Source organism: Gottfriedia acidiceleris (genome assembly GCF_023115465.1).
Classification (GTDB): domain Bacteria; phylum Bacillota; class Bacilli; order Bacillales; family Bacillaceae_G; genus Gottfriedia; species Gottfriedia acidiceleris_B.
In genome coordinates this window covers 2,072,694-2,095,466 of record NZ_CP096034.1, presented here as the reverse complement: position 1 = coordinate 2,095,466, position 22,773 = coordinate 2,072,694, and the positions used below count along the sequence as shown (strand labels likewise).

Annotated in this window: 25 protein-coding genes and 1 pseudogene; 6 read left to right on the top strand and 20 right to left on the bottom strand. The window is 31.3% G+C overall.

Annotated features, from left to right (window positions below; translation table 11 throughout):
* Positions 1 to 208: 208 nt before the first annotated feature.
* From MY490_RS10205 to MY490_RS10170, 8 genes are all read right to left on the bottom strand, one after another.
* The gene (locus MY490_RS10205; RefSeq protein WP_248269085.1) at positions 209 to 823 is read right to left on the bottom strand and encodes a TetR/AcrR family transcriptional regulator; all 615 of its coding nucleotides are present in this window, start codon (positions 821 to 823) and stop codon (positions 209 to 211) included.
* Between the two features lie 174 nt (positions 824 to 997).
* The gene (locus tag MY490_RS10200; protein WP_248269084.1) at positions 998 to 1,309 is read right to left on the bottom strand and encodes an MTH1187 family thiamine-binding protein; all 312 of its coding nucleotides are present in this window, start codon (positions 1,307 to 1,309) and stop codon (positions 998 to 1,000) included.
* A 255-nt stretch (positions 1,310 to 1,564) separates the two neighbouring features.
* Positions 1,565 to 2,494 carry a D-2-hydroxyacid dehydrogenase gene (locus tag MY490_RS10195; RefSeq protein WP_248269083.1) on the bottom strand — a complete coding sequence of 310 codons (930 nt, stop codon included), beginning with the start codon at positions 2,492 to 2,494 and terminating at the stop codon, positions 1,565 to 1,567.
* Positions 2,495 to 3,067: 573 nt separating this feature from the next.
* Complete coding sequence (locus tag MY490_RS10190; protein ID WP_248269082.1) at positions 3,068 to 3,790, bottom strand: amino acid ABC transporter ATP-binding protein; 723 nt, start codon at positions 3,788 to 3,790, stop codon at positions 3,068 to 3,070.
* Positions 3,787 to 4,443, bottom strand: coding sequence for an amino acid ABC transporter permease (locus MY490_RS10185; RefSeq protein WP_248269081.1), 657 nt, complete (start codon positions 4,441 to 4,443; stop codon positions 3,787 to 3,789). The genes MY490_RS10190 and MY490_RS10185 overlap by 4 nt, the downstream gene beginning before the upstream one ends.
* 63 nt (positions 4,444 to 4,506) lie before the next feature.
* Positions 4,507 to 5,316, bottom strand: a complete 810-nt coding sequence (locus MY490_RS10180; RefSeq protein ID WP_248269080.1) for a basic amino acid ABC transporter substrate-binding protein — start codon at positions 5,314 to 5,316, stop codon at positions 4,507 to 4,509.
* Between the two features lie 285 nt (positions 5,317 to 5,601).
* A complete protein-coding gene (locus MY490_RS10175; protein ID WP_248269079.1) occupies positions 5,602 to 8,682 on the bottom strand; it encodes an AAA family ATPase in 3,081 nt (1,026 codons plus the stop codon).
* Between the two features lie 2 nt (positions 8,683 to 8,684).
* Positions 8,685 to 9,839 (bottom strand): exonuclease SbcCD subunit D, encoded by a 1,155-nt coding sequence (locus tag MY490_RS10170; protein WP_248269078.1) that lies wholly within the window; start codon positions 9,837 to 9,839, stop codon positions 8,685 to 8,687.
* A 202-nt stretch (positions 9,840 to 10,041) separates the two neighbouring features.
* Here MY490_RS10170 and MY490_RS10165 point away from each other — a divergent pair, with 202 nt between their 5' ends.
* Complete coding sequence (locus MY490_RS10165; protein WP_248269077.1) at positions 10,042 to 10,359, top strand: thioredoxin family protein; 318 nt, start codon at positions 10,042 to 10,044, stop codon at positions 10,357 to 10,359.
* A 292-nt stretch (positions 10,360 to 10,651) separates the two neighbouring features.
* Here MY490_RS10165 and MY490_RS10160 read toward each other — a convergent pair whose 3' ends face one another.
* Complete coding sequence (locus MY490_RS10160; protein ID WP_248269076.1) at positions 10,652 to 11,275, bottom strand: phosphatase PAP2 family protein; 624 nt, start codon at positions 11,273 to 11,275, stop codon at positions 10,652 to 10,654.
* Positions 11,276 to 11,373: 98 nt separating this feature from the next.
* Entirely contained in the window at positions 11,374 to 11,550 is a 177-nt protein-coding gene (locus MY490_RS10155) for a YozD family protein (protein WP_069032035.1), read from the bottom strand.
* A gap of 153 nt (positions 11,551 to 11,703) precedes the next feature.
* Here MY490_RS10155 and MY490_RS10150 point away from each other — a divergent pair, with 153 nt between their 5' ends.
* On the top strand, positions 11,704 to 11,859 hold the full coding sequence (locus tag MY490_RS10150) for a hypothetical protein (RefSeq protein WP_175403429.1): 156 nt from the start codon (positions 11,704 to 11,706) through the stop codon (positions 11,857 to 11,859).
* A 13-nt stretch (positions 11,860 to 11,872) separates the two neighbouring features.
* On the opposite strand, the gene MY490_RS10145 is transcribed toward MY490_RS10150, so the two are convergent.
* From MY490_RS10145 to phaQ, 4 genes are all read right to left on the bottom strand, one after another.
* Complete coding sequence (locus MY490_RS10145) at positions 11,873 to 12,448, bottom strand: hypothetical protein (RefSeq protein ID WP_069032034.1); 576 nt, start codon at positions 12,446 to 12,448, stop codon at positions 11,873 to 11,875.
* 68 nt (positions 12,449 to 12,516) lie between these two features.
* The gene (locus MY490_RS22125; protein WP_282439854.1) at positions 12,517 to 12,648 is read right to left on the bottom strand and encodes a hypothetical protein; all 132 of its coding nucleotides are present in this window, start codon (positions 12,646 to 12,648) and stop codon (positions 12,517 to 12,519) included.
* A 165-nt stretch (positions 12,649 to 12,813) separates the two neighbouring features.
* Complete coding sequence (locus MY490_RS10140; RefSeq protein ID WP_248269075.1) at positions 12,814 to 13,386, bottom strand: hypothetical protein; 573 nt, start codon at positions 13,384 to 13,386, stop codon at positions 12,814 to 12,816.
* The gene (phaQ, locus tag MY490_RS10135; RefSeq protein ID WP_248269074.1) at positions 13,383 to 13,805 is read right to left on the bottom strand and encodes a poly-beta-hydroxybutyrate-responsive repressor; all 423 of its coding nucleotides are present in this window, start codon (positions 13,803 to 13,805) and stop codon (positions 13,383 to 13,385) included. The genes MY490_RS10140 and phaQ overlap by 4 nt, the downstream gene beginning before the upstream one ends.
* 159 nt (positions 13,806 to 13,964) lie before the next feature.
* Here phaQ and MY490_RS10130 point away from each other — a divergent pair, with 159 nt between their 5' ends.
* Together MY490_RS10130 and MY490_RS10125 are read left to right on the top strand one after the other, a co-directional pair.
* The gene (locus MY490_RS10130; protein ID WP_248269073.1) at positions 13,965 to 14,747 is read left to right on the top strand and encodes an alpha/beta fold hydrolase; all 783 of its coding nucleotides are present in this window, start codon (positions 13,965 to 13,967) and stop codon (positions 14,745 to 14,747) included.
* 148 nt (positions 14,748 to 14,895) lie between these two features.
* Complete coding sequence (locus MY490_RS10125) at positions 14,896 to 15,519, top strand: hypothetical protein (RefSeq protein WP_248269072.1); 624 nt, start codon at positions 14,896 to 14,898, stop codon at positions 15,517 to 15,519.
* 136 nt (positions 15,520 to 15,655) lie between these two features.
* Here MY490_RS10125 and MY490_RS10120 read toward each other — a convergent pair whose 3' ends face one another.
* The 5 genes and pseudogenes from MY490_RS10120 to MY490_RS10100 all read right to left on the bottom strand — a co-directional run.
* Positions 15,656 to 17,125: a recombinase family protein gene (locus tag MY490_RS10120; protein WP_248269071.1), complete on the bottom strand. Its 1,470-nt coding sequence runs from the start codon at positions 17,123 to 17,125 to the stop codon at positions 15,656 to 15,658.
* Positions 17,119 to 17,274, bottom strand: coding sequence for a hypothetical protein (locus MY490_RS10115; RefSeq protein WP_248269460.1), 156 nt, complete (start codon positions 17,272 to 17,274; stop codon positions 17,119 to 17,121). The genes MY490_RS10120 and MY490_RS10115 overlap by 7 nt, the downstream gene beginning before the upstream one ends.
* Before the next feature lie 232 nt (positions 17,275 to 17,506).
* Positions 17,507 to 17,725, bottom strand: coding sequence for a YozE family protein (locus MY490_RS10110; protein WP_248269070.1), 219 nt, complete (start codon positions 17,723 to 17,725; stop codon positions 17,507 to 17,509).
* Between the two features lie 108 nt (positions 17,726 to 17,833).
* Positions 17,834 to 18,124, bottom strand: coding sequence for a YokU family protein (locus tag MY490_RS10105; RefSeq protein ID WP_248269069.1), 291 nt, complete (start codon positions 18,122 to 18,124; stop codon positions 17,834 to 17,836).
* Positions 18,117 to 18,530, bottom strand: a pseudogene (locus MY490_RS10100) (lysine 2,3-aminomutase); the annotation flags it as partial. The pseudogene MY490_RS10100 and the gene MY490_RS10105, both read right to left, overlap by 8 nt.
* A 713-nt stretch (positions 18,531 to 19,243) precedes the next feature.
* On the opposite strand from MY490_RS10100, the gene MY490_RS10095 reads away from it, so the two are divergent.
* Positions 19,244 to 19,534, top strand: coding sequence for a hypothetical protein (locus tag MY490_RS10095; protein ID WP_248269068.1), 291 nt, complete (start codon positions 19,244 to 19,246; stop codon positions 19,532 to 19,534).
* A gap of 808 nt (positions 19,535 to 20,342) precedes the next feature.
* Complete coding sequence (locus MY490_RS10090) at positions 20,343 to 21,794, top strand: single-stranded-DNA-specific exonuclease RecJ (protein WP_248269067.1); 1,452 nt, start codon at positions 20,343 to 20,345, stop codon at positions 21,792 to 21,794.
* 134 nt (positions 21,795 to 21,928) lie between these two features.
* Here the strand turns inward: MY490_RS10090 and MY490_RS10085 are convergent, their stop codons facing one another.
* Positions 21,929 to 22,723 (bottom strand): arsenite methyltransferase, encoded by a 795-nt coding sequence (locus MY490_RS10085; RefSeq protein ID WP_248269066.1) that lies wholly within the window; start codon positions 22,721 to 22,723, stop codon positions 21,929 to 21,931.
* Positions 22,724 to 22,773 lie beyond the last annotated feature (50 nt).

Genomic DNA, 22,773 nt, shown 5'->3' with positions numbered 1-22,773 from the left:
TTAAACAGACACACTTATTAATACATAGACAAAAAAATAATTCTAATTTGGACTGCATTCATCGTAATACCTCCTTTTCAATTAAAACTGACTATTAAGTTTATTTTATTCTATGATTAGTGTATGTTGTTTGCTTTATTTTTAACATAAAAAATTTTCTGAATTTAAAGTCTTGGTAGGAAAGTATTCACCTTCTCTACCAAAAACTTTAATTTTGAACTATATAAGACATAATCATTTCTTCTGCGGCTTTAAATTGTGCTTTGTAAATTTCATCTTCTTCTACAACTGAATAATGTAAACAAATGCCATCGATATTAGCCCAAAACAAACTAGAAATAATATCAGGATCGATTGATTTCTTAAATTCACCAGTTGCTATTCCTTGTTTAATAATTTCACTTAAAAATAATCGGTATTGATTTTTGTACCTTTCAATCATAATGGCTTGTAGATTTTCATGCCTAGCTGAATTAATCCAAAACTCCATATGGACTCTAATCATATTTCGCCATTTTTCTGTTAATGAAATTTCACTATACATTTGAAATAGCTCTTTTAGCTTATCTTTTGACGAACTAATAGTTTGGAATCGTTGATTAATTTTTTCAAAAGTTTGGACTGTTCTTTCTTGCATTAACGTTAAATAGAGCTCTTCCTTACTTTTAAAATAATTATAGATTAGCCCTTTACTCGTTTTGGAATATGCAACAATATCATCCATTGTAGTCGAATGATATCCTTTTTCTCCAAAACATTTTAATGCACTTTCAAGAAGACTCTCTCTTTTGCGTTCTTTGTAATCATCTGAGACTTTTGGCATTGAACACATTCCTTTACTCACTAAATATATTTAAACTGACTGATTAGTTTAGTTTATCAACTAAATTTTGGAATTTCAAGAGAATATTCAAAATAATCACGCGATTATTTTCAAATCACAAAAAAAAGTGACGATAAGTTGTTAAACCTATCAAGTCACTTTATCAAGTCAAAATTAGTTTAGTTCAAGTTTTGCTTGAACAGAAGCTAATTTACCTTCCATTGTGCTCTTCTTATCGCGACGATCATCAATTCGAATAGTCGTTGCAACTCTTGAAATTCCATTTTCAAATGGTACCTCATGCATTTCTTGTACAACTTTTAATAATAACGGTAATTCGCCTTCAATAATTGTATTCATTGGTGTAAGTTGGAATTTCACTTCGCCATTATACTTTTCTAGAACTTTATGTATATTTGCTACATACGCACTTACACTAGGTGTTTCTGTGCCAATTGGTACGATTGAAACGTCAATAATTGCCATTTTTGTATTCTCCTTTTTTATCAATTTGTTACCTGTATATCCTAACATGTTTGTGATAATAAAGAAAACTCAACGATTGGCGTGCTTTAAGAAAGACAGTGGCGTTGTTGTACTTATCCTTAATTCCTAAAATTTACAACTACGTCAAGTCCCCTTCATAGCTGCAAATTTATAATTTTTTAATGGGAAATGAAAAATTTAACTACTTATTGCATGGCGGCCTTTGGCAAATTATCCCCATTCTACATCATAAAATTAATATCCCTTTTCAATCTTCACTACATTTCTTAATTTCCCGTTATTTTCTAATGTTGAAAGTGTATTGACAAAACATTTTACACCATCATTTGGTAAAGTAACAGCCGAAATATGTGGAGTTATTTTTACATTAGGCATTTGCCACAATTCAGATTCGGCTGGAAGTGGTTCAACGGCAAAAACATCTAAAATAGCTTTTCGTATATACCCATTATTCAAAGCTTCCTTTAAAGAGTCCTCACATACAGTTGCTCCTCTACCAACATTTATAAACCCTACATTATTTAACTGTTTAAATGTATTCATATCTAATATATTTTTAGTTTCATTCGTAGACGGAAGAACACTAATAATCCAATCTGTCTGATCTAAAATTGTAGATGCTTCTTGGAACGGAACTATTTTTTCAAAATATTGTTTTTGATTACCACTCATAGAAACGCCATATACTTTCATTCCTAAGCTTGATAAAACCTTACCAATATGTCCTCCAATTTCTCCTGTACCATAAATGACAACTTTTTGGTCTTCTAAAGATTTTGGAATATGAAATTCCCACTTATTTTCATTCTGTAAATTTGAAAATTGTTCATGTAATTGTGAATCTTGGAGTATGTAACTTAAACAATATTGACTCATTTTCGGACCAAAAACATCAATCGTTCGCGTTAAAAGTACATCATTTTTCCATTTAATTTTCATGAAACTATCTACGCCCGCTGCTAATGAATGGATCCACTTTATGTTTCCAAATTCAAAATTTGGTGTTGGACGAAAACCAACAAATGTATCAGCCCACTCATAATCCTCTTTTGTTACTTCATCTTCAGGTAAAAAACGAAACTCTTTTGATAGATTATGAGATTCAATTAGATCTTTTAGCTTATGATGAATTCGGCTAGTTACTAGAATTCTTTGAATTTCCATTGTCCTACACTCCTTTTTTTGTCTTAAATAAATTTTAGCATAATATTCCGAAAAGAATGAAAAGAAAACACTTCGATTAATAAAATAGGATTCGAGACCTTTTCTCTCCAATCTAAAAGGGGATCTAGATGACCTATTGCTTCTTTTTAACTCATAATTAGATGGTTTTTATCAACTATTTAAGCGATTTAGAAATAATTAGGTGATATTTGCTAGTTTTCCATTAAATAATCTACTATTATACAGTAATCACGTTATAATACTCTAACTGGTATGAGTAATTCTTACTCTTATTTGCAATACTTACGGATTTAATTGCTGTTCTATTGATTTTATTTGCTGTTTTGACATATGTAATTGCTGTTCTGTCATTTTGATTTGCGATTCTCCAAATTTATTTGCAGTTAGTCCTTAATTTGCAACTTTTCATCGTTTATTTGCACATTTGAATTCGTTATTTCCGAATCACGAAGATTTTATTTCCAGCCAGACTGAATACTAAATCTCCTATGACATAAAAAAAGAGGCTTCCCTAAAAAAAGTCGGGATAACCTCATCTATTTAATATCTTCCTTATAAAACTTTACTTAAAAAGCTTTTCGTACGCTCGTGTTTTGGGAAATCAAATATTTGCAAAGGACTGTTTTCTTCTACTATGTAACCTTGATCCATAAAGATTACGCGATCACCAACTTCACGAGCAAATCCCATTTCGTGTGTAACGATGACCATTGTCATTCCTTCTTTAGCTAGTTGTTTCATAACCTCTAAAACTTCTCCGACCATTTCGGGATCTAAAGCGGACGTAGGTTCGTCGAATAACATAATTTTTGGTTCCATTGCAAGTGCCCTTGCAATCGCAACACGTTGTTTTTGTCCTCCAGATAATGAATCAGGATATACATTTGCTTTATCTGAAAGCCCGACTTTTTTTAAAAGTTCAAGTGCTTTCGTTTTAGCAAAATCATTCGCTCGATTTCTTACTTTTTTAGGTGCTAGAGTAATATTTTCTATAACTGTTAAATGTGGAAATAGATTAAAATGTTGGAATACCATGCCTACTTCAGTACGAATTTTATTTATATTTGTCTTTTTATCTGTAAGATCGACGTCTTCGATAAAAACTTTACCCGCTGTTATTGTTTCCAACATATTTAAACATCGAAGGAAGGTTGATTTACCAGAACCAGAAGGACCGATTACAACGCAAACTTCACGTGGTTGAATTGTAATGTTGATATCTTTTAATACTTCTAGCGAACCAAATGATTTTTTTAATTTTTCTACTTTAATCATCCCGTAGTCAACCTTCTTTCAATGCGATTTAAAACAAAGCTTAATGTTAATGTTAGGACTAAATAGATTACAGCAGCAGATATGTACGGCTCCCACACTTTATAATACTGCCCTTGCATTGCTCTACTCCAATACATAAGTTCAGGTGCAGCAATAATAGCTGCAATTGAAGATTCCTTAATTAAGACAATAAATTCGTTTCCAAGTGGAGGGATCATACGTTTTACAGCTTGAGGTAAAATAACATGTTTCATAGCTTGTACATGCGTCATTCCTAAAGAACGAGAAGCCTCCATTTGCCCCTTATCGATTGATTGAATCCCAGCACGAAAGATTTCTGCAATATAAGCTGCTGCATTTAATGATAGTGCAATGATTGCGGCCGCTATTGCGTTTGTCTCCCCTATAAAATACGGAACTACCCCAAAGTGTATTAATAGAATTTGTACAAATAGCGGTGTTCCTCTAAAGAAATTGATATACCAAACAAAGGGTAATGCAAACCATTTATTTGATTGCATTTTACCTAATCCAATAAATAGTCCAATTATTGTACCTAAGAATATTCCTGCAAAAGATAAGCCAATTGTTAATGCAGTTCCTTTTAGGAAAAACGGTATGTATTCTTTTATAATTCCAAAATCAAATCCCATTTCTTTTCCCCCATTTAGATAAAATTGCGTAACACAAATGCCTGTTACGCAATTTTTAATTTCCTATTTATTTTCTTCTGCTTTTAATGTTTCAAGATCTGGCTCTGATCCAAAATGCTCTTTATAAATTTTTTCATAAGTACCATTGTTCACTACTTCTTTAATTGCTTTATCAAGTTTACCTTTTAATTTACTTCCATCTTGAAGTAATAGTCCGTAATATTCAGGTTCAAAGCTATTTTTATCATCAATAACAACTAGCTTTTTATCTGGATTATTTTTTGCATATGCTTCTAAAACACCATTGTCCGCAACTACTGCATCAGCTCCTCCACTAAGAAGCTCTAAAATTGCTAAATTGTTATTTTCGAATTTTTTAAGATTTTTATTGTTTTTACCAAACATTTTTTCAACAGCTTCTTGTCCTGTTGTACCATTTTGCACTGCTACAACTTTACCTTTTAAATCTGCAGCTGATTTAATACTACTACCCTCAGGAACTAGGATTTTATTAATCGAAAGAAAATAAGGAGTTGTAAAATCATATGTTTTCTCACGATCTGCATTGATGGAAATAGAAGACATACCAATATCAGCAGTTTTCCCACCAATTTCAGCAAATAATGGGTCCCATCCAGTATTCACAATTTTGATTTTTACCCCAGCTTCTTTCGCAACTGCATTAGTAAAATCAACATCGAATCCTACTATTTTACCGTTATTAAGATATTCAAATGGCGCATAAGCAGCATCAGTAACAACTCGTAATGGTTTGTCTGCTTTTCCGCTTGTTTTAGCATCCTTACCACAACCTGATAAAATAAGAGCTGTCGTCACAGCAAATGCAAACGATAGTTTTTTAACATTTTTCATTTCAATACCCCCAATTATTTTTGATTTATGTAATAAATTTCTGATTCGAATAAATTTATTGAAAATTTAATATATTTAGATTTTTAATCATTATATCTATTCTTGTTTAAATATGCAATACTATGTCAACTATTGCTAATCCCCTCCATTAAACAGTAAAATAAGAATTTATATTTTTAATGTATTTACAGATAACTATATTTAATTCAAAAAAATTCTAGTAGAACTCTTTTTAGTAAAAATAAAAAACCGGAAACATACGCTTAGTTTCCGGCTCTTACTGCTTTATTTAATTAAAATTGATAACTCTGAATATCCTTTGTTCGTTTTATGAACTTCAATTACTGCAGGCATTGCATCCTTTACATCTTGCACATGGGAAATAACGCCAATTAATCGGCCAGATTTTTGAAGCTGAATAAGTGTATCAATTGCTTTTGATAATAATTCATCATCTAGTGATCCAAATCCTTCATCTATAAACAACGTATCAATTGATACACCGCCTTTATGTGCTTGAATAATATCTGCCATCCCTAGAGCTAAACAAAGTGATGCATTAAACTGCTCTCCACCAGATAGTGTTTTTACATCCCTAGCCAGACCTGTATAGGAATCATACACTTCCAGTCCTAATCCACTTTGTTTCCTACCTTTTTCAACTGCATCTTTTCGTTGCAATTGAAATTGGCCATTTGATAAATGATCAAGTCGAATATTTGCCGATTCAATAATTTGTTCAAAGTAATCCAATAAGACATATCGCTCAAACGAAATCATTTTATCATTATCGCCTTTTGTAACTTTATATAAATCAGTTAAGCCTGCTAATTTTTGTTCAGTTTTTACAAAATCCTCTTGATAGATTTTTAGGTCACTTTTCAATTGACTTAATCGCTTATTTAATTCTTGAATACGGATCATCTCGTTAACGATCGCGTCTAAATGCTGAGTAATTTCCTGTACCTTCATTTTAAGTTCACTTACATCAATTTTTTCCATCGATTGAACTTGTTTTTCTAGCAACTCTTTTTCTGTACTTAATCTTTGAAGATTCTCCTCGAACATTGATAAATCATTTCGATATTGATCAATCATTCGAATAGAATCAATTGCACTTATAAACTCTGATTCACCATTAAAGTCGTACTCAGCTAGTTTTTCATGATAAAGAATCGTTGTTGATTGAATCTCTTCATTTAATTTTAAAACTTCTTTCTCAAGATGAGTGCGAGTAGTCACTTTAACCGTCTTCTGTTCAGTTAGGATGCTAAATTCTTCTTCAATTTTTGAAATTTTAGCTTTTAATAGTGCTATATTTTTTTCAATTTCATTTTTTTCCAATTGCCATTTCTCAAGTGTTCTTAAAGATTCCGGTAATTTTGATTCAATTTGTACGATCTGAATTTTTAATTCATTTAATTCATTCGTAAACTTATTCATTGCCTCAGTCTTTTCAGTAACTTTTACGGTTAAATCCCTCATTAATTGTTCTTTTGTTTTTATTACATTATTAATCTTTTCGAAAACAGCTTTTTTCTCAGTCAGACTTTTTAAGTTTGATTCATTTTCATTAAACTCATTAGCAAGTGTTTTAAGACCTTCATTTGTAAAATCAAATTGTCCATGCTCTTCAAAAAATGATTGTTCATCAATTTTTAATGAGTTTTCTTTACTTTTTATTTCTCCTTGAATTGTTGCTAGTTCAGTCTGAAATTGATTTACTTGTATTTTCAATTTTTCTGCTTCTTCTTCATTGACAGTTCCATTAAATTTAGCAAGTGATGGGTGATGTGTGCTTCCACAAACTGGACATTGCTCTTGATCTCTTAAATCTTTTGCTAAAAAAGCGGCTTTTTGCAGATGCATTTCACTTTCAATTCTGTCCAATTCATTTTTTAGCTTTATATGGTCTAAATTTTTTATTTGATATTCATTTCGTTTTTGCTCTAATTCTTTTTTTGCAATAAAGATTCGTTTAGCAAACCCACCTTTTAGTTTAATTTCCTTGTTTAATAAGGAGAGTTTTGCCCATTGATCATGAACACCTTCTAAATCATTTAGTTGCTGTTTTAATTGATTTAATTCATCGTTCGCTTTCTTTAAACCATCTTGTAATGTCTTTTCTTCATTTTCAAATAATAGAATCTGTTTCGACTTAGTATGAAACGCTACCTTGTGGTTTTGAAATTGATCGACATCTTCTTTTAACGCTAATAAATTACTCAATTGGCTTTCTAAGCTACCTAATTTTTTTTGATCTTCAGGTAATGTAGCTACTTCCGCAGAGATTTTTTCAATTTTAATAATTGTTTCTTTTAAACTATCTATTTCAAATAATAATTTATCGTTCGTTACTTGAAGTGAATTTTTTAGTTTCTCAAGTTCAGTTTTTATAGGCAATACTTTTTCAGCATTTGTGGCTAATTTTATTTTTACTTTTTTATCTTCTATTTCTAACTCTTGACCTTTTAACATTGTTATTAATTCAATTACTTCAATTAATCGATCAATATTTTTATTATGGACTTCTGCTGAAAATAGCTTTTGCTGACTAACTTCTAATTGTGATTTTTGCATTTTCTCATTTTCTTCAAGTCTTTTTAAATCATCCAATATACTTACTATATGTTCAGTCAAAATCTCATTAACAATATGAAGATTAATTTGAGATTCGTCAGCAATTTGAATTCCTTTTTCGCTTAACAATTTTTCAATCACTTCTAATTTAATAACGATTTTTTGCTTTAAATTAGTAAATTTACTTTCCATTTTTTTTCGAGCTAAATTTAGAGTTTCAGTTACTTTTTCAAATAGTTCAGTTCTGAAAATTTTTCGCAAAATTTCTTCCTTTTCTTTTGTATCCGAAACTAATAATTTTCTAAATTCACCTTGAGGAAGTAATACGATTTGTTTAAATTGATCTGCATTGATTCCTAATAATTCTTCTACTTTTTTATTGACGATTGAAGTTTTGTTAAATTCCTGGCAATAAGGTACTTTTTCTTCATTCTCAATTTTATAAAACTCGATTTTATCGCCTGTAATACCTTTATTTTGCTTCTTTTGATGACCCTTTTGTCTAAAAATATTATAATGGTTTCCTTTTAATTCAAATGTCAATTCAACACTAGTATATAGATCATCATCAGCAAAATGACTTCGAAGCAATGTTTGGTCATTCCTATTTTCACCGCTCGCCTCACCAAAAAGAGCAAAACAAATTCCATCAAATATTGTTGTTTTACCTGCACCGGTTGGACCAGTTATTGCAAATAGTCCTTTTTCGTTTAGTCGACTAAAGTCAACATATACCTTATCCTTGTAAGGTCCAAATGCGTGAAGTACTACTTTTAATGGCTTCAAATCTATTCCTCCCTTACAAAGATTTCTTGAATAATCTCTTTCATGTATTGTTCATCTTCAATTTTCAAATCTTCATTTTTCATTTCTTTATAAAAAGATTGGAACAACTCAAGTTGATTTTTTGATTGTTTTTCCACTAAACTCAGCTGATTTGTTTTATCTGTTTGTAATGTCGTTCGTTTTCGACTAACATGCATTGCATTTGGATAAACTGTTCTGATTTGCTCCATCGGATGTACTACCATATGCTCATCAGTTAATTTTACAAATACATAATCATCATTCACAGAATGCTGTCTGATTTCCTCAATTGTTCCTTCAATCGATCTTAAATCTCGTTTTGGATGAAAATCTTTCTTAACGACTGATAGCTCACCGTCAGCTTTTATTTCAACAATTAAGCAGCCTTTTTTATGGTTTTCTTCAGAAAGTGAGTACTTTAAAGGTGATCCAGAATAACGAATTGATTGATTTCCTACAAAATGTGCCCGATGTAAATGTCCTAGGGCTGTATAGTTAAAATGTTTAAAATTATGATGTGATACGTATTCAGCTCCACCGATGGAGAGTGTTCGTTCACCCTCTGTCTCCTCATCTGAAGGCTCACCATTATTTGTAACAAATGCATGTCCAACAAATACATTTCGTACTGATGGGTCTAATTCTTCATCTCTTATTTTATTTATGATTGCTTTCATAGCGTCATCATGTGAATGAATATCATCGTTTTGTAAAATAAAACGTACAATACTCGGTTCGGCATATGGAATTAAATAAAAATGAACTTCACCATCATCATCATTCAGAATAACTTTCTTAAATGGAGTTTGAAATTTTCCTACTAGATATAAGCCTTCTTTTTCCATAAAACGGCTACCAAATTCAATTCGTTCAGCGCTATCATGATTTCCAGCAATCGCAAGGATGGGCGTATTACATTCAATTACAATTTTATGGAATACCTCATTTAATAGTTCAATCGCTTCAGTTGGAGATATACTTTTATCATATAAATCACCTGCTATAACAACTGCATCTGGCTTTTCATCTTTAATGATTGAAATGAATTCATCTAATATAAATCGTTGGTCTTCTGTCATATGTACACCATGTACAATTTTACCAAGGTGCCAATCTGCTGTATGAATAAACTTCATTAAATACACCTCATCATTTTATTTACTTTCATTGATATTAAATTTATAGAACAACTTTTCTATCTTATATTTTACATCAACATACGAACGTTTGTATGCTTTTTAATCACATTAATTATAAAAATGAATTATTAAGTTAAAATAATTGAAATACTAATTAATATGATTCAAAATAAACTTATTAAAGCTTTAGGAGGCAATTATGGAAAAAATAGAAGACGTAAAAAAATATGAGGAAATAATTAAAAGTGAAAAGCCAATCGTGGTGAAATTTTATGCAACTTGGTGTCCTGATTGTACACGTTTAGATGCTTTTATCGGAGACGTAATTGAAGAGCACCCATCCTTTACTTGGTATACAATGGATCGTGACGAATTTCCTGAAATCGCTAGTCAACAACAAGTAATGGGAATTCCAAGCTTACTTGTATTTAAAGATGGCGAAAAAATTGGTCACTTACATAGCGCAAATGCAAAAACACCAGAATCAGTCGAAGAATTTTTAACAACTTTTGAATAATATCAAGTTAAATCTTGATGTGAATAGGATTATCCCTAAAATTTAAATAAAATAAATTAGACCACAAGGTGAATGAGCCTTGTGGTTTTCGTATGCATATCCTAATTCCTGGTTTACTTGTCTTTAACATTTATAACAAATTTGGACTTGATTTAGATCATATACATCTCATGAGGTATTTATTGTACTTAATTGCATTGAAGATGTTGTTCGATTTCCTAAAGGCACTATCGGGAACCAAAAAGAAACACCTACATCATCTCGATGATAGGTGTCATTTTTTCCTATTTAGTTAAAGCTGTTTTCTTTCATGTAAATTAATAAATATATTTTTACAAATACTGTACCATGCATATCCTACTAGCCATCCAGCAATAATATCTGAAAAATGATGTACATGTAGATAAATTCTACTCATTGATATTAAAAATATCATTAAAAGAACGATAAATTGAATCATTTTTTTATGTTTCATCATTTCAGGTTGAATGACAATTAAAATAAAGCCTAAAGTTAGAAAGAAGGATGTTGCCATAACTGCATGACCGCTAGGGAAACTAAATCCACTTTCTACATAGTACATTGAACTTGGTCTTGGTCTTTCATATAGATCTTTTAAAAAGGAAACAACCACTCTAGCTGTCAATATTGTAATAATTAATGATAAACCAGTCCAAATACGCTTACGTAAAATTGAATAAACTAAAACAATGACAGCAAATGTTAAATACATTTTTGAAGAACCAAAATCTCTTAAAAAATAACAAAATGAATCTAGTGCATCTGTTCGAATGAATTCAAAGAATTTAAACGCTGAATCGTCCAAACTTCGAATCATGTTTGAATCATAAATAAGTCCTAAAATAACAAATAGAAAAATAGAAGTAAAAATTAGTATCCAATTATTTTTTTTCATATAATCCTCCAATATATATACCAGTTAATGCAACTTAATGGCTTGTACTTTGGATACACAAAGAAAAACGACGAGAGCTCCCGTCGTCACTTTCATGACTATTCTTCTTCCTCATCAATTTCATCAATCATACATTTTTCCAGTAAGTACTCAAAAGTAATATCCGCTAGTTCCTCAATTTCCTCTTCCTCAGGAACATAACCCCGCTGAATGAGCTGTTGATAGAAAAATTCTGCTATTTCTTCCGTATCAATAACTACCTCAATTTCTTTCACTAGCATCACCCCTTACTAGTTAATATGTGAAAAATGAGAAAATATGAAAAAAACCTTACCAAGCACAAAAAAATATTAATATGTAACCTTTAGCATAATACAACATTGACAAGCATATATTCAATTAAAACATGTTAAAGGAGCGAGATTCCAATGATAAAAATGGACAAGCTAGCTAATTTAAAAGAAATTATGGTTAATGATGAACTATTTGAAGAAGCCGTTGAAAAACTGACGACAATTGCATTTTTTATTTTAATAGGGATAGGCATACCTTTTATGATTCATATAATTCTACAATTATTGTAGAATATCCTCTCTCTCAATTTGTTTTCTTCTCTGAGAATTTATTTAAATTTTTAAGCACTAGATCCATCACAATTTTATATTCTTCGTCTTGGAAGATTGAATATAAAACAGCGTAATCATTATATATATCTAATAATCCATCAATTATTTCTTGTTTTGTTGTTTTATTTCTGTTTTTATTAAAATCATTCATTGAGCGAAGTTTTTCTAAGTCTAATTTTGTAATGCCATTTTTATCATTTCTTAGTTTTTTTAGAATTGCATTTGCAGTTTGTGCTGATGCAATTAAGGTTAAATCTGTTTCATCGGCTTCTAACCATTCTCCATCAGTAATACGCGCTAATTCGTATATTGTATCTTCCCACGCGTCATTTTTATATCGCCAAACCTCTGTACGGTACCCAACAATTCGAAAAATTTCTTTTTCATAGCCATTGACTTGAACAAGATCCCCGAAAGAAAATGAATAATTTACTTCTATCCATTCTTTTTCAAGTTTTTTCCCATCATATTCGTTGAGAAGCTGAAGAGTATTCTCAACATAAAGTCCGTCATGATTATTGACTTCATAAACAAAAACGCCATCCATCAGTTTAATATTTATTAACTTTCTATTTTTATTGGCTATTTTAGACAAAAAAAACACTCAAGTAAGTTTTACGTGAGTGGCTTATCAGATGTCTTTATTTTTATATCGTCATTTTTTATTTTTAAAGTTAATTTTAGTAATGCTTCTGCAGCAAGTTTTACATTTAACGTTCCAATTTCTTCATATTTAAACTTATTCATGAAGAAACACCCCTCTATAGACTATTCAAAGGTCTTGTCTATAGTTCGAGGTGGGTATTTTAATCGACCAAACTGGCTATAAGAAAAACAATATTGCATAAAAAAAACAACTCTTCTGATTTTAATGAGTTGTTTTTAGTCTGAATACAAAGGACTAAACATTACTTATTTACTAAAAGATGTAAACAGTTTAAACCGATCCTCTATTTGATGGTTAAAGTTTGTATGTGCTGCTCTTAAAGATTGCAAGTAATGTTCATTTAAAGATGACCATTCTCGCTCTCTTTCCTTTAAACCCTCTATGTAGTAATTTCCAGTTTGTTCATATTGCTCTTCTACCCTTTCAATAAACTCGATTGAGGCTTTTAACGGCGTAGATAGTAACTCACCAAATTTATTTACCGTTTCTTCAAATAGATTAACACTTGATTGAATTTCTGAAGATTCATCTATTTTAATTCTTAATGTATTTGCTTTTAAATGATGATTAAGATACTTTATTTCTTCAAATAAACCATTTACTGCATTACGATATTCCTCGTTAAATTTCCTTGTTTCTTTTAATACTTTTATAAACGAATCTAACCTTTGTTCTCTACTGTCTCTTATGTATGTAAAACTACTTTCGTATTGATCCCAGAGCGTATTAAAAAAAGGATTCATAAAATATTTTTCTACTTTCTGGTCTTTAATTTTTTGAACTTCTGCCTTTGATTTTGAAGCTTTCTTTAACGTCAAACTTCTTCCTCCTCTTTTGATTTCGAATTTTTCTCTATTTTAGCCTCTCTTTGTAATGGAGGAATGTAGAGCTCAAGAAAACTAGTGTACATTTTGAAAAATTGATCAAGCATTGATTGATATAGTTCGAGTTGTCTTGCGTTACTTGTTAAGTATGCCTTCCCAGCTTCTGTAATTGAATAACAGCGCTTAGCAGGTCCGCTTCCTTTCGTATCCCATTTTGATTGTACAAGATTTTCTTTCTCTAGTTGTCTTAATAATCGATATAAATTTCCTTGGTCAAGTGTTTGAAACCCGAATGCGTGGAGCTTTTGAATTAGATCATAGCCATGAAGTGTCATCCGACTAAGGAGTAGAAGAATAAAAGGCATAATAAAATTTTTTGATGGAGTAATATTTTTATCTTTATCATTGTTCATTGGTAACACCTCTATATAAAAATCTAATAGGTGTATTTTACACATATATGAATATAGGGTCAATATAGTAAATATAATTTATTATAAATTTTCAAAAAACTTCAAACATAGCGTTTATTCGTTAAATATTTTAGTAAAAAATACAAAGGAGTGATAAAGTTGTACGTTATTAAAACCGAAAGTATCAAACTGTATTATGACCGGTTAGGTACTGGAGAACCTCTCGTATTAATTCATGGTCTTGGTGAAGTAAAAGAAAGCTGGTTTAAACAATATGAATTAGCGAATGAGTTCGATTTAATTATTCCTGATTTGCGTGGCCATGGAGAAAATGATTTAACTGAAGGCATCTCAATTAAAAATTTCGCCAAAGATGTACTTGATTTAATGGATGAGTTAGGAATTGGAAGCGCGCATATATTAGGCTTATCTATGGGTGGGACTGTTGCACAAGAGATGTACCGCCAAGCACCTGAAAGATGTCGCTCTTTAATCCTAGTCAGTACATTTCATTTTGCGCCAAGATTACTAGGATTATGGTTTATTCATTATAAAGAGTTTCGTTCAAAAATTTTCACATCCCAACAGATAAAAGAGATGACAGCAAGAACTTGCCTTTTTTCATGGGAAGAAGAATCATTACAACAATTTAAACAATATTATCGTCCAAACCCAGAAGGATATGACAGGTCGATGAGAGAATGTTTTAAGGTTGATAATAGAGAATTGTTACCAAATATAAAGGTTCCAACACTTATTATTGGTGGTCAGTATGATCCGATTACGCCAGTATGGCTCCAATTAGTCATGCATAAAAGTATTCCTAATTCAAAATTAGTTATTTTCAAAAATACAGGCCATGTAACAAAAATGGAAGCTGCGGAAAAATTTAATCAAACGATTCGCTCCTTTTTAACTAAACGTGAACCCGTTAAGACTTAAAATTAATATCTATCGAATTAGATCAACCTATTTTCAGCTTGCTGGTACAGTTTTTGTAAATAAAAAAAGCTTTATCAACGTATTTCATCTAATTGTACTATTCTAAAAAAAGCCACCCTATAGTTAACATAAACGGGAGGGTACCAATATGTACGAGAATTGGCTGAATACATTATCGTCTAATGATTTATTCCTGACCTTTCTATCAATATTAATTGGTGCGATCGGTGGTTATGCCAATATATTATTAGCTAATGAGGGCTACATTAGAAGTTATCGGTTTAAAGATTCTGATGGTAGAGAAAGATATTCACTTGGTTCTAAGCGTGAAATAATTCTTGGAGCTATGGCAGGTTGTATATCATACCTTATTGCTGTTTTAACGACAAATGATCAAACTCCTGTATCAATTATCATTTATGCTTTTATTTGTGGAGTTAGCGGCGGTGCTTATTTAGAAAAATTGGTTGATAAAAACGTTAATAACAAAATCATTGATTTTAGTTCAACGCTTGAGGAAATGGAGAAAGAGAAAAATGAGAACAAAAAGACAAGTGCCCCAGCTTATAACAAGGGAAATATGCATCAAACAGATACTGGTGTTGTCGATGGGATCGAACTAAATAATGAAGATGACAGTACAAATGATGCAACAAATGGAGAAGTTGATTTTCATTACAATTTTTTAATGAGAAGGTTAAAATGTGCAAGAAGTACCAAGGAAGCAGAAAAATATTTTAATGAATTAGTTCAATTAATCAATAACAGATAAATTTTTAAAATCACTACAAAAAAGTTCAGTTCGATCTTTTCGAAGATGGTAAACTGAACTTTTTTATTTTAACTTTAAGATTCTTAAAAACCGAATATGGTTAGTTTTGTCGTTTCATAGAATGTTAATTGATGCATTAGATCCATTCTATTTTAATAGTGGCAATTTCCTTACTTCGAGTAGTATCATGACTTGAATCCATATTACTACTAAACCATATTTTATTAATAAAAGATTTTAAAAATTGATTACATATTTCAGGATCGATGACTTCTAAATTGTCTAGCGTTTCAATGATCTTCTCTATTTTTTGACGCTCATCGTTTTTGTTTCTTAAATTCTCTATTTGGGTCTGATAGGATTCAATTTGCTCGTTCAGTTGATTCATTTGGCCGATTAGTTCATTTTTTAGTTCTTCATATTCCTCTTTAGTAATTTCTGCATCCATTCTCATTTCTCTAACGTTATTTTGTCGTTTTTTAATTTTATCTTTTTGTTTAATTAATGAGACGAGTTCAGTCGTTAATCTTTGTTCTAGTTCGATTGTTTTCTGAGAATCTAGCATTTTTAGCGCTTTCTTTAGCTCTGATTTTTTTTCTTTAATGCTTTTTAAAACAAATTCTTCAACTAATTGATATTTATAGCCTCGATCTTTACATTGATTGTTTGATATTTTATATGAACATGATTTAATAAAATCAATATTTGAACGATCTTTTTGAATATATCGCTTCCGCCCACAGCAATTGCAGTATAATAAATTTTGTAATCTACGGATTGCTTTTCGGTTTTGAAAATAAACATTTTTATGATTTTCTAATATAGTTTGGACGGCAAAAAATTGCTCCTTTGTTATGATAGCCTCATGAGCATTTTCAATAAAAACTTCATCAATAATCTTATTATGAATACGTCTTTTTGCCTGTATGGCCCCATAATATACAGGATTCGTACGTAATTGGCTAATATGTGATGTAGTAAGGATTTTACCTTGCCTACTCCTCCAATTTAACCTATTTAATTGCCGAGCTATTTCATTTACTGAAACTTTTTCTAACGATTTATCGAATATTAATCGAATGATCTTCGCTTCATCTTCAATGATTTCTAATTTTTTTTCCGAATTTTTACGATACCCTAGTGGGGTCTTATTACTCATTACCCATTTTCCTTGCTCCGCTGCTGCTAATCTACCTCTTGATAACCGCTTCTTTATCTGCTTATATTCAAAATTAGCCAATACTGCTTGAAATGAAAATAACATTTCATTCGTTTCCTGGGATAAATCGATTTTACCTTGTGGGGTTAATAGTTTAATATCATTTAAAATTAATAATTGTTTGATTTGTTCCGCATGTGCATTATCACGTGAAAGACGATCTATATCCATAATAATTAAATAATCAAATTCATGTATTTTCTTAAGCAATAAATTTAATTGTTCACGATCCGTATTCACACCACTCGAGATTTCCTGAAAAATGATATATTTTAAATTATGCTGATTGGCAAGCTTAATCAAAGCATTTTTATGATTAAGAAGAACTTCATCTACATCTTTTTGCTCTTCATTTCTTGAGAGTCTGAGATAAATAGCTGCTAACATGGAATCACCTTAGCATTATACATTTTACGTAAGTGATGAATTCCCAATAAAAATAGAAAGTTTATATTTGTTATCTTACCGACAGTACCATATAACGTAATCACGACAATATCATCTACGTTATATTTTGGTTGTTTTTTCTTTGTCATACTTCTTACCTCCTTCTCCATACGTCGTGACTAATTCGTTTTTACTGTATACTATGCAACCAATAGATAATTGTCTGTCATTTTCATAGTAAATAAAAAAAGGGATTAGCCTATTTTGTAGGTAAGAAATGAATAGCTAGTTTCAGAAATGGTAGAATCAATAAATTAATGGGATAGTTTGAAAAAGTGGCAATTAAAAAAAGATGCAACTTAGGTTAAACTAAGTCACATCTTATTGATCTTCTAAATATAAGTTCCATGCTTCATCAAAAACGCTCATCGATTGATGGAAAGTTCCATCAAATTCTAAATACGAGCTAATTTCGTCATAGCTTGAAGAATGTTTTGGAAATGAGTGATCATTAAAAAGATGATCTGCCAATTTTCCAATTTCATTAGGAATTTTATAGTTTCTATGTTTCATCATATAATGGTAAAATGACTTTCTCATGATTCTCCCTCAGTTTTATTATTTATTTTGTCTCTTTTTCCAAATTATTACTTTTTGACTATGCTTTATATAATAACAGATTTATTTTATATTTTAAAAATACTCGTTCTATGACGAGAAGTCAAAATAATTTCTTTTTAATAATCTCGGCTGCTTCATTAATTCATCAAATGTGACTGAAACCGGAAGTAATTTTGTTGAAATGAGAAATAACTGATCTTCTATCGATTTGACTATCTCTTCCTTTTGATAGGTAAATTTACACTGATCACAATGAAATGATGGTACTCCTGTAATTGTAATTGCTCGGGAACCATCTGGTAATTCCCAGTGTACAACTGCTTTTGTTTCCTGTACATTCTCCTCACCGCACCAATCACATTTTAAAGTATTATTCATCTTTCTTTACACTTCCATCCATTTTTTGAATTTGTGATTGAAACTTTTTCTCTTTTAATTCATCCCTTTTTTCTCGTTTATTTTTTAATGAACTATGTGTTGGATCTGTTTGATATTGTTCTCTCTTTTTCATTCTTTCTAAATCTGAAGGAATAAGACTTTGTACTTGATCATTCATGATACTAGCAATCCCAACCTTAGCTGCCTTATTTAAATAATCAGGGTAAACTAGTGAAAAATACTCTTCTGCAGTATCCTCTTTATAGTTTTCAGGCTCTGGGTAGGATGTGATGACACCCTCAAAATTTCTTAGTACTGTTTTTTTACTGCTTTGAGAGACGATATAGTTTGGTTGAAGTGAGATTTTACCACCTCCGCCTGGTGCATCTACTACAAATGTAGGTACTAAATTTTTTAAATAATGTACTTAAAACTGTAACTTTATTAATTGAATTTTTATTAGATTAATCCACTTTACATAATCCAGAAAAAGATCAGAAATAAAAAAAAACGGACTACTTTTTTACTGTAGTACCGTTTTTAAAGGCTATCAAAACACTTCTCGCTATTAAATTGATATTTGGTTTATTTCGTAGAATAACTGTGCCAACGGGTTTATTAGGAGCTGATGTAGCACTGTTATTCTTTGAATCATAGTTTACCATGCTACCCCGCCCTTCCCTTTTGTATTGGTCTTGATGTTATATACAGGGCGGTTAGGTGCTTTCGCACATACCGTATTAAATTATATGTAGTGTATGCTTGCCTGTGTTCATATGTCATTTCAAAAAAAGACATATCGCTAATAGGCAAGCCGTTACTATATGCAAAAAAAAGAACGGTTTAATTTAACAAGTAACCATTACTTGCTGTTAAATTAAACCGTTCTTTTTAAATATTTTTTACCACTCTTTTCAAAATGGATAAGTTAATTTCGTTTAGATTATTATTAATCGGTTGAAAATTTTAACCACTTTAGTCCGCTCTACTATTACTCCACTATTTTTTGAGCATCCACTCCGTTTGTTTTTATATAAAAACAAAATATTTTTAATAAAGAATAATTACTTTTGATATCGTCTATTCTATATGTAAGACATTTAATTTGGAGGCTTTGAAATGAATTGGAATAAAATCAAGCCAATTGACGATGAAACAGAATTTGCAATGATTCGCTACCTCTCATCACAATATTGTCTTCACCCAATCATTACCCAACATTTATTCCATTTAGGGATAAATACATCTAAAATACTAGGAGACTTTCTCATTCCTTCTCTTGATTCGATGCATCATCCATTTTTACTAGATGAAATGAGTATTGCAGTCCCTCGAATCTTACAAGCTATTGCACGACAAGAACAGATTCTAGTATTTGGAGACTATGATTGCGGTGCGACACGTCCCTAAATGAAAAGTTTAGGCACATTAACAATGGTTAATGGAGAACTGATAATCTTAGAAGTAGAATGATAGGGTAACGCCTTGAAATGCTTCCTCTGATACTCCGACATGCTTTAGGCTTTGGTTATAAAGTCCTTAGTGTGAAGCTCGGTGAAGTCAGTTGAGAGATACCGTAAGTGACTGCCTATATGTCACACGAAAGCTGTCCAGAGGTGGATGGTGTATCCTATAGACTGGGAGTCCTATAAATTGCCTATGATTAGAATGTGGAGTAATCCACTGACGAATCTTCGAATGTACAGGTCTAAACATAGATATTACAGAAATGTAATAGGTAGCAAAGCTATCGCATGTGTGGATGAGTAAAAATCCGCAGTTATGAAAATCCATACTCTGTTACTGGCAGAGTCAAGCATGCAGGACTATAGAAGAAATCTAAGGGCATATAGAACGGATAAAGGTAATTGGAACGTGGGAAGCTCAGGATGTGGAGGTATAACCACCTATGAAACAGTCCAAACGAAAGGCGATTTGCTATAAGTTGGTTAGTCTGAGTGAAAGTAGAGCCACAGTACCTATGAAGCAGTGATAATAAGCTGTGGAGGGATAGGCTCGAGTCGGTTGTATAGTAGTAAATAAGTACACAGCAAAATAAAACATTTCAATCATAGTTTCGAGCAAGACTAAGAGGACGTTTCATAATTATAAAGGGACGATGACTATGCCAAGTTCAAACTTGTAAAGCTGTGTAGATTAATATATCTTACTATGCTATCGATGGAACGCCGTATGACGGGAAACTGTCACGTACGGTGTGGAGTGGGGGAAAAGCCAGAGAGTCATATCAAAGGCTTACCTATCACTATATGGGATGACTTCTTCGACTATATTAAGCCAGGCTTTATTTGAATTGGGTGGGCATGTAGACACACGATTACCTTTAAGAACAGAGGGTTACGGATTATCAAAGGAAATAGTTAACAGCCTTTCAAAATCTTATTCATTGATTATTACAGTTGATAATGGGTCAAGTGCACATGATGCTTTAAAAGCAGCGAAAATAAAAGGAATTGATGTGATTGTCACTGATCATCACGAAGTATTAAATGGGAGACCTAATTGTTTGGCTTTTATCAATCCCAAACGTATTGACAACCACTATCCGAATCCTCACTTATGTGGAGCAGGGGTTGCATTAAAGCTAGTACAAGCTATTTATCTTAAGTTAAAAAGAGAATGGATTGGTGAATCTTTTAAATTTTTCGACTTAGCAACTTTAGGAACAATTGCAGATGTCGTGCCATTAATTGGAGAAAACCGAATTATCTGTTGGCACGGATTACGAAAAATAAAAAATCATCCTCATCCTGCATTCAAAAAAATAATAGATAAATTAAGGATTAAAACAGTTGATAGTTCAACATTTGGCTTTACTTTGGGTCCGATTTTTAATGCGTGCGGACGAATTGGAGACCCAAATTTTGCTGCTGCCATTCTACGTTCTACTGATCCAACTAATGAAGAAATTGATCAACTAATTGCATTAAATGACAAACGAAAAAAAGTAACAGCAGAACAATTCTTGACGATTCAAGAAAAAATACAGAGTGAAAATTTACTAAACGATGACGTTTTAGTGATAAACGGAGATTTTCACAAAGGGATTATAGGGATTCTTGCCTCCAGAGCTTCTAACTATTACAAAAAACCAACAATTGTTATATCAAGTGACGGTACTGGATCTGCAAGAAGTTTACAGGGAAGTCAATTTTCAATTATTAATTGTATTTCTGGTTGTGAAAATTTATTGAAGAAATTCGGTGGACATCCAATGGCTGCTGGATTTTCAATTAGTTTAACTGATAAACAGGTTAATTTATTTCGTACAAACATACAAAAAGAAGCGACAAAACAACAAATTTGTACACCACAACAATTTTATATCAGTAATATTCCAATCAACACATTTCCTATAGAATTGATGTCTGATTTACCTATTTTAGAACCTTATGGAATGGGTATGCCAAAACCAATTTTTAAAAGTAATGCAACCAAAATAGCATCATCTCAATATTTCGGAAAAGAAAAAGAACATTTAAAATTACTAATTAAAGATAAAAATGTTTTAGGATTTTCACAGGCACATATATTTCATAAACTTGAGAATCCCTCTGTGTTAGATTTATTTTATTCGGTTAATTGTCATAAAAAAGAGGACTTTTTTTTACATGATTTGATGAAAATAGAAGACTGTTTGGAAATTTGAAAAGTACATTAATAGAGTATACTTAATCCTTTAGCACCATTTGATAATGGGCATAAAATAATTAAAAATGTACCTAGTGCTAGATGTAGTTTAAAAAAGAGGTAGCAAAGTAAAGCTACCTCTTTTTTTAAACTTTATTTAACTGCTTCAATCACTGCTGAGACAATATAATCCTGTACATTACGACCTGGTGCCCATTCCTTAATAAACTCATGTGAATCATCTTTTGGAACAATCCTTATTGCATTAAATCCTGCCAATTGAAGGTACTGCTCTAAATCTTTAATATAAGAAGATCCTGAAATACACCCTGAATAGAAGCTCAAGTCATTACGAATATCATCAGGTAAATCAGCTGTGAGAACAATATCAGAAATAGCTAAGCGTCCACCTTTTTTCAATACACGGTATGCTTCTTGAAAAACACGATTTTTATCTGGTGATAAATTAATTACACAGTTCGAAATAATAACATCGACAGAGTCATTAGCAACTGGTAAATTTTCTATCTCACCTAATCGGAATTCAACATTTTTAAATGAATTTTTCTCTGCATTTAATCTTGCTTTACTAATCATTTCAGGAGTCATATCAACTCCAATTACTCTTCCACTTTCACCAACTTTGCGTGCAGCTAGAAAACAATCAAATCCTCCACCGCTTCCTAAATCAAGTACAGTTTCTTCAGGTTTAATGTTTGCAATAGCTTGTGGATTTCCACATCCTAGCCCCATGTTCGATCCCTCAGGGACTGATTGTAGCTCCTCATTTGAATACCCTAGTTTATTTGTGTAGTTACTTAACGTATTATCAGTGGAAGAGCAGCAGTCAGTCGTTCCACAGCAGTCTTTTTCCAATACATTTAAAGCAACCTTTTTATAATTATCACGCACTGTTTGGCGGATACTATCTTTTTCTAATTCTTTCATAACAATTACCCTCTTTCATTTATATTGTCTTTCACTTAGTAAGACGTAAT